This window comes from Cellulomonas sp. IC4_254 (genome assembly GCF_011603975.1).
Lineage (GTDB): Bacteria > Actinomycetota > Actinomycetes > Actinomycetales > Cellulomonadaceae > Cellulomonas.
The window spans coordinates 1-1,343 of sequence record NZ_JAANNB010000371.1 but is presented as its reverse complement, the minus strand read 5'-3'; the positions used below and the strand labels follow the sequence as shown (position 1 = coordinate 1,343).

At 78.9% G+C, this 1,343-nt stretch carries 1 protein-coding gene; it reads left to right on the top strand.

Features of this window, described 5'->3' with window-relative positions; translation table 11 throughout:
- The first annotated feature begins 126 nt into the window (after positions 1 to 126).
- Positions 127 to 1,272 (top strand): GNAT family N-acetyltransferase, encoded by a 1,146-nt coding sequence (locus G6556_RS20330; RefSeq protein WP_166944678.1) that lies wholly within the window; start codon positions 127 to 129, stop codon positions 1,270 to 1,272.
- Positions 1,273 to 1,343 lie beyond the last annotated feature (71 nt).

Here is a 1,343-nt window from a genome sequence, read left to right as displayed (position 1 = left end):
CACGCGGGGATCCCGCCCGCGCGGTCGCCATTCGGTTCACCCCGAAAACCGCCCAAAACGGGACAAACGTGCTCCTACGCTCGCGCTCGGGCACGTCAGGACCGGGCGTGCCGGGGGGAGGACATCGTGCGGACCCGGCTGCTCACGCTCGCCGACGTCACCGGCGCGGAGGCGGAGGCCTGGCACCGCCTGGCCGACCGCGCCGCCGAGCCGAACGTCTACCTGGACCCGCGGTTCCTGCTCCCCGCGCGCGACCGCGGGCGCGCGGCGGCCGACCTCCGGCTGCTCGTGGTCGAGGACGGCCGCGAGTGGCTGGCGGCGCTCGCGGTCACGACCAAGCCGCTCGCCCCGCGGCTGCCGCTGCGGGCCGCGACGACCGGCGGGTCGTTCATGACCGGGCACGCCGACCGGCACCACCCGCTGCTGCGGGCCGGGCGGGAGGTGGCGGCGCTCCGTGGCCTGCTCGGCGGCGCCCGGCGCGCGGGGCTGCCCGGGCTGCTCCAGCTCCAGCACCTGCCGCTCGGCGGGCCGGTGGAGCGAGCGCTCGCCGAGGTCGCGGCGGCGGACGGCACGGCGGTGCTGGAGCGCCGGCGGCAGGTGGCCGCGTTCGCGCCGCGGGCGGACGTCGCCGTCCCCGAGGTGCCGGAGGGTCCCGGGCCGGTCGTCGACCCGCCGCTGGCGTGGGACCACATGGCGACCGACGAGCGCCGGAACATGCGCCGCGGGGTCCGGGGGCTCGCGCGCGAGGCGGGCGGTCCGCTGGAGCTGCACGACGTCACCGACGACCCGCGCGCCGACGACGACTTCATCGCGCTCCAGGCCGCCGGGTGGAAGGGCGACGCCCGGCGGGGCGGGGCCGCGCTCGCGCTCGACCCGGTCGCGGAGCGCTGGTTCCGCGCGGTCGTCGGCGGGTTCCGACGGGACAAGGACCTGCGGGTGGTCCGGCTCGCCGCGGGCGGCAGCACGCTGTGGACCGGGTACGCGCTGCGCTCCGGGTCGGCCTGGTTCGGGTTCCTCGACGCGTACGCCGAGGCGCACCGGCGGTACAGCCCCGGTTCGGTCGGCCGGGTCGCGAGCATGACCTACCTGCTCGCCACCACCGACGCGCCGTTCTTCGACCCGGCGTTCGACGCCCGGTACGCGACGGGCGCCCGGATCTTCCCCGCCACCCGCACGCACGTCGACGTGCTCGTCGCCACCGGCGGCGCGGCGGCCCGCGGGGTGCTGCGGGCGGTCCCCGCGGCCCGCCGCCTGGGTCTGGTCCCGGACTGAGGCGCGGCGGCGGGTGCCCGCGGCGCGAGTTCGCCGGTTGCGCGGCGGCCCTGGGCGCGGAACCGGCGAAC